The sequence below is a fragment of the Devosia sp. genome (assembly GCF_041917035.1).
Classification (GTDB): Bacteria; Pseudomonadota; Alphaproteobacteria; order Rhizobiales; family Devosiaceae; genus Devosia_A.
Window position 1 is genome coordinate 1 of the sequence record NZ_JAYRYM010000244.1, and the last position, 5,587, is coordinate 5,587.

The window sequence follows — 5,587 nt, forward strand, 5'->3', positions numbered from 1 at the left end:
GCGACCAGACCGAGCCCCAGGCCCCTTCGACGATGAACGACTGAAAGTCCCTGTCGAAATCGGACATGCCGGCGGTGGCACTGTCCACGTGCTGGTCGCCCAGCACCGAGCGCCGCGTGACCATGCCTTGTTCGAAAAGCGTCGTGTCAGGCACCCCCGACCTCCTTGAGAAAACCGTCGATCAGCGTGGCCAGCGCGGCCGGCTGCTCGATGGAGGGAATATGCCCGGCCCCCGGCAGAACGGTGAAGCGGGCTCCGGGGATCCGCTCGGCGCCGGCCCGCACCATCGCGACCGGTGTCGCGCCGTCATGTTCGCCGGCAACCACCAGGGTCGGCGTCGCGATGCCGCCGATCGCCTCGGTCAGGTCGGTATCGCGTAGGGTCGCGCAGGTCGAGGCATAGCCGACCGCGTCGCTGCGCAGGAACAGGTTGCGCCAGCCGGCGAGCTCGTCGGCGCGCTCGCGGCGGAACGCCGGGCTGAACCACCGCTCCATCACCGCATCGGCAATGGCGGCCGTTCCGCCCGACAGCACCGCCGCGATGCGCCCGTTCCACATCGCCGCGTCGCCGACCCGGGGAGCCGTGTCGCAGAGCACGAGGGCCGCGATGCGCCCGGGTGCGCGCAGCGCCATGCCCTGCGCGATCAGCCCGCCGATGGACACTCCGGCCAGTGCCGTGCGGCCCCAGCCGACGTGGTCGAGCAGACCCGCGAGGTCGTCGAGATGGTCGTCCAGCCGATACTCGGCCCGCGGCGCATCGCTGAGGCCGTGGCCGCGCTTGTCGTAGCCGAGAATCCGGTAGTGCGGCGCCAGGCGCTCGACCACCGCGTCCCAGATGCGCAGGTCGGTGCCAAGGGAATTGGCCAATGCCAGCGCCGGTCCACCCGGCCTGCCGGACAGGCGGTAGTGCAGCAGCACGCCATTGATGCGGACGAACGCCATGGTTTCCTCGCTCGACGATTTAAGGGGCTGGAGCCGCGGCTGTAAAATGATAAGTCTCGGCCAAGGCATAACCAATGGATTATGTTTTGCGGGTGGAAGCGTCCCATTCGGGCCCAGGCCCACGGCTCCGATAACCGGACAGGCAAGATGGCGCAGCGCATCATCGATCCCAGAATCCGCCTCAGGCACATTGCCTGCTTTCTCGAGGTGGCGCGGCTGCGGAGCATGGCCGGCGCCGCCGAGGCCCTGAACATCAGCCAGCCGGCGGCGACCAAGACGGTGCAGGAACTGGAACTCCTGCTCGGCGGGCAGCTGTTCGATCGCAGCCGGCGCCGGCTGGCCCTGACGCCTTTCGGCGAGGTGTTCTTCCGCCATGCCGCGACCAGCCTCGCCGCTCTGCGCCAGGGGATCGATGCCGCGCGCGGCGCCCAGGGCGCGGTCGTCCTCCGCGTCGGGGCGCTGCCGACGGTTTCGGCGCGCATCCTTCCCGATGCCGTCCGTCGCTTCGGCGCGGACGGGGCGGGCGTCACCACGCGCATCGTCACCGGCCCGAACGGCTATCTTCTATCCCTGCTGCGCACCGGCGATGTCGACCTCGTGATCGGCCGGATGGCCGAGCCCGAGGCGATGGTGGGGTTTTCCTTCGAGCACCTCTACTCCGAGCGGGTGGTGCTGGCGGTCCGTCCCGGCCATCCGCTGCTCGACGAGCCCGACTTCGTCCTGGGCATGATCGAGCCCTACCAGACCCTGATGCCGACCCCGGATTCGGTGATCCGTCCGGTCGTCGAGCGGGTGCTGCTGGCCCATGGCGTCACCGGGCTGCGCAGCGACCTCGAAACCGTATCGAACGCCTTCGGGCGCTCTTACGTGCGGCAGACCGATGCGATCTGGATCATCTCCGAAGGGGTGGTCGCCAACGACGTGGCCGAAGGGCAGCTGGCTTTGCTGCCGGTCGATACCAGCGAAACGCTCGGGCCGGTAGGCTTCACCACCCGCACCGACACGACCCCGACCTTCGCCGGCCTCGGCCTGATGCAGGCGGTTCGCGACGTCGCGTCGCGCCTCCGCGCGAGCGCGGCCTGACCGGAGGTTCCGTCAGCCCCGCATCTTGCGGCGGAAGGCGCTCGGCGCCATGCCGAGCAGGCGGGTGGCGAAGCGGGTGAAGTAGGCCGGATCCTCGTAGCCCAGTTCGGCGCCGATCTGCTTGATCGACAGCGTCGAGAACTGCAATTGCCGCCGCGCCTCGAGCGCCACCCGCCGCTCGATCACCGCCAGCGCCGAGGCGCCGAGCACCTGGCGGCTGACGCGGTTGAGATGGGTATGGCTGATGCCGATCTGCTGGGCGTAGTCGGCCACCCGGCGCGTCTGCCGGAACTGCCCCTCGACCAGGCGGCGGAACGCCTCGGCGTGCCGGCGCGAACGGTCCGGCCCGATCGTGTCGGCCGCGGGCCGTCCGCTCGCCCGCTGCAGCGCGAGGAGCAGCAGGGTGACGTGCGCCCGCATGGCCAGATCATGGCGCGAGCCGGGATCGTCGGCCTCGCCGATCAGGCGGGCCAGCGCGTCGGCGATGCCCGCCGTGTCCTCCTGCACGACTCCGGCCCCGGGCGGCATCACCCCGGTGGTGCCCAGATCGCGCTCGAGCAGCGTGACCACCACGCCCGCGACATCCGGCGAGAAGGTGAAGCCGTGCACGGTCAGCGCCGGCACCACGACGACGCTGCCCGGACCCAGTTCGAACGTGGCGCCGTCGACACTGGCGCGGCCGGCGCCGCCCGCGAGGTGCAGCACCTGGAACAGGTGCTCGTGCCGGTGCGGCGCGATGCGGTAGCCGTGCAGGCTGCTGCGCGCCTGGATGGTCTCCCAGTGCAACCAGTCGTGATGTCGTTCGCTGCCGGCCTCGCCGTAGAGCGCATAGGTCGGAATTCTGCCCATGTTCGAATAGTGCAACTTCGTGCCCAGCCCGTCCATTCACCTCGTCCCTTCCGCAACGCATGCTGGTGCCGGAACTGGAGGAGCTGACACATGCGCACACAGGTGGCGATCATCGGTGCCGGGCCGGCCGGCCTGATGCTGGGCCGGCTGCTCGACCTGGCGGGCGTCGACAACCTGATCCTCGAGCGCCGGAGCGCCGACTACGTCCTCGGCCGCATCCGGGCCGGCGTGCTGGAGCAGGGCGCCGTCGACCTGATGGATCGCGCCCGGGTGGGGCAGCGCCTGCATGCCGAGGGCCTTGTGCACGAGGGGACGGTCCTCAGCTTCGACGGCGAGGATCTGCGCATCGACTTCACCGCGCTCGTCGGGCGGCAGGTGACGGTCTACGGGCAGACCGAGGTGACGCGCGACCTGATGGCCGCCCGGCCGGACCGGGTGATCTACGAGGCGGAGGACGTCGCGCTGCACGATATCGACGGCGCCGCCTCTGTCAGCTGGGTGCAGGAGGGTGTCGCCCGCCGGATCGACTGCGACTACATCGCCGGGTGCGACGGCTTTCACGGCGTCAGCCGCGCCAGCGTCCCGGCCTCCGCCATCCGGACCTTCGAGCGCGTCTACCCGTTCGGCTGGCTGGGCGTCCTGGTCGACCGCCCGCCGGTCTCGCGCGAACTGATCTATGCCAATCACGAGCGGGGCTTCGCCCTGTGCTCGCAGCGCTCCCTGAGCCGCAGCCGCTATTACGTGCAGGTGGGCACCACCGATACGGTGGAGGACTGGAGCGACCAGCGCTTCTGGGACGAGCTGCGGCACCGGCTCGAGCCGACGACCGCCGAGGCCGTCGAGACGGGCCCCTCGATCGAGAAGTCGATCGCCCAGCTGCGCAGCTTCGTGGCCGAGCCGCTGCGCTTCGGTCGGCTGTTCCTCGCCGGCGACGCCGCGCACATCGTTCCGCCGACCGGCGCCAAGGGGCTGAACCTGGCGATGAGCGATGTCGACATGCTGGCTGAGGCGCTGATCGGCTTCTATCGGGACGGCTCGACCGCCGGTCTCGACGGCTACTCTGCGCGTGCGCTGTCGCGCATCTGGAAGGCCGAGCGCTTCAGCTGGTGGATGACCAATCTGCTGCATGCCTTCCCCGAGAACGGTCCCTTCGGCCGGCGCATGCAGCGGGCCGAGTTCGACTACCTCGCCGGCTCGCGGGTGGCGCGGCAGAGCCTTGCGGAAAACTACACGGGTCTGCCGCACTGAGCCGCCGCCGGTGGGCCGCAGCGACCCCGCGGCGCGCGCCGCGGGGCCACATGACGGCATCGGGCCTCAGTTGCCTTCGGCCGCCACGGCAGCCTGGGCCGCCGCATAGAGCGCCGGACCATCGACGCCGATCGCCTTCATGTCGGCGAACCACTGGTCGATCGTCGGCTGCGCCGCCGCCCGCCAGCGTGCCGTCTCGGCCTCGTCGAGCTGCACGATGGTGTTGCCGGCCTCGGTGGCGATCTTGAGGCCGACGGCGTCGCCCTGGTCCATGACGCGACCGAACTCACGCGATGTCTCGAGCCCGGAATTGGCATCGATGACCGCCTTGAGGTCATCCGGCAGCCGGTTGTAGCTGTCGAGGTTCATGGTGAAGCCGAAGGTCTGGCTGTAGAGGCCATGCGTGCCGGAAAAGCCGGTATGGTTCTTCACCAGCTCGGCTACCTTCAGCGACGGCGTGACTTCCCACGGAATGGTGGTGCCGTCGATCACGCCCTTGGACAGCGCCTCGGTCACCTGCGGCACCGGCATGCCCACCGGCTCGGCCCCCAGCTGGGCCAGCATCGAGGAGATGATGCGCGAGCCGCCGCGGATCTTCATGCCCTTGAGGTCTTCGAGCTTGTTGATCGGGTTCTTGGTGTGGAACAGGCCGGGGCCGTGCGTATGGAGCGCGATGACCTTGACCCCGGCGAACTCGTCGGCCGAATTGGCCATCACGTAGTTGTAGAAGGCCGCCGAGGAGGCCTCGCCCGTGGTGATCAGGAAGGGCAGCTCGAACACTTCCGACTTGGGGAAGCGACCCGGCGTATAGCCCAGCACGGTCCAGATCAGGTCGACCACGCCGTCCTTGGCCTGGTCATAGAGGTCCGGCGGGGCGCCGCCCAGCTGCATGGCCGGGTAGAGCTCGACCTTGATGCGGCCGCCCGAGTCCGCCTGCACCTTCTCGGCCCAGGGGGTGAGCGCCTTGGCCGGAATGGTCGCCTGCGCCGGCAGCATCTGGTGGAGGCGCAGGGTGACTTCCTGCGCCAGGGCTGAGGTGGTCATGGCCAATGCGGCCAGGGCCCCCAGAACGAACAGCTTGGTCTTCATCGGGTGTTCCCTCCCTTGTCATGGCCGATCTGGCCGAGTGCGTTGGCATAGGCGCTTCCGGACCCTTCCTCCTTCGGGCCGGCGGCGCGGGCAGTCTCCTAGTAGAGCATCCAGACCAGCCAGAGGCTGACCGGCGGGAATGCCACCAGGAATACGGTGCGGACGATGTCGCTCGCCACGAAGGGCAGCACGCCGCGATAGGTCTCCGAGAGCCTGGTTTCCGGAGACATGGAATTGATGATGAACAGGTTCATGCCGACCGGCGGGGTGATCAGCCCCACCTCCACCACGATCAGCACCAGGATGCCGAACCAGATGCCGAAATCGTCCGGCGCGAGGCCGAAATCGAGGGCCGTCATCATCGGATAGACGATCGG

6 protein-coding genes are annotated in these 5,587 nt (G+C 69.2%); 2 read left to right on the plus strand and 4 right to left on the minus strand.

Annotated elements, in window-relative coordinates; genetic code table 11:
• Positions 1–146: 146 nt before the first annotated feature.
• Positions 147–941, minus strand: coding sequence for a 3-oxoadipate enol-lactonase (gene pcaD, locus ACE3TU_RS18350; RefSeq protein WP_374626839.1), 795 nt, complete (start codon positions 939–941; stop codon positions 147–149).
• 159 nt (positions 942–1,100) lie between these two features.
• On the opposite strand from pcaD, the gene pcaQ reads away from it, so the two are divergent.
• Entirely contained in the window at positions 1,101–2,024 is a 924-nt protein-coding gene (pcaQ, locus tag ACE3TU_RS18355) for a pca operon transcription factor PcaQ (protein WP_374626849.1), read from the plus strand.
• A 12-nt stretch (positions 2,025–2,036) separates the two neighbouring features.
• Here pcaQ and ACE3TU_RS18360 read toward each other — a convergent pair whose 3' ends face one another.
• Positions 2,037–2,909, minus strand: a complete 873-nt coding sequence (locus ACE3TU_RS18360; RefSeq protein WP_374626841.1) for a helix-turn-helix domain-containing protein — start codon at positions 2,907–2,909, stop codon at positions 2,037–2,039.
• 54 nt (positions 2,910–2,963) lie between these two features.
• Here ACE3TU_RS18360 and pobA point away from each other — a divergent pair, with 54 nt between their 5' ends.
• Positions 2,964–4,121 (plus strand): 4-hydroxybenzoate 3-monooxygenase, encoded by a 1,158-nt coding sequence (pobA, locus tag ACE3TU_RS18365; RefSeq protein ID WP_374626843.1) that lies wholly within the window; start codon positions 2,964–2,966, stop codon positions 4,119–4,121.
• Between the two features lie 66 nt (positions 4,122–4,187).
• Here the strand turns inward: pobA and ACE3TU_RS18370 are convergent, their stop codons facing one another.
• Together ACE3TU_RS18370 and ACE3TU_RS18375 are read right to left on the minus strand one after the other, a co-directional pair.
• Positions 4,188–5,210 (minus strand): TRAP transporter substrate-binding protein, encoded by a 1,023-nt coding sequence (locus ACE3TU_RS18370; RefSeq protein WP_374626845.1) that lies wholly within the window; start codon positions 5,208–5,210, stop codon positions 4,188–4,190.
• Positions 5,211–5,308: 98 nt separating this feature from the next.
• Positions 5,309–5,587 (minus strand): TRAP transporter large permease subunit (locus ACE3TU_RS18375; RefSeq protein WP_374626847.1); only part of this gene is annotated, 279 nt, incomplete at its 5' end.

Excerpts from the sequence above, each read along its gene's own strand:
- pobA (WP_374626843.1), top strand. The coding sequence starts at position 2,964 with ATGCGCACACAGGTGGCGATCATCGGTGCCGGGCCGGCCGGCCTGATG.
- ACE3TU_RS18370 (WP_374626845.1), bottom strand. The coding sequence starts at position 5,210 with ATGAAGACCAAGCTGTTCGTTCTGGGGGCCCTGGCCGCATTGGCCATG.
- pcaD (WP_374626839.1), bottom strand. The coding sequence starts at position 941 with ATGGCGTTCGTCCGCATCAATGGCGTGCTGCTGCACTACCGCCTGTCC.
- ACE3TU_RS18360 (WP_374626841.1), bottom strand. The coding sequence starts at position 2,909 with ATGGACGGGCTGGGCACGAAGTTGCACTATTCGAACATGGGCAGAATT.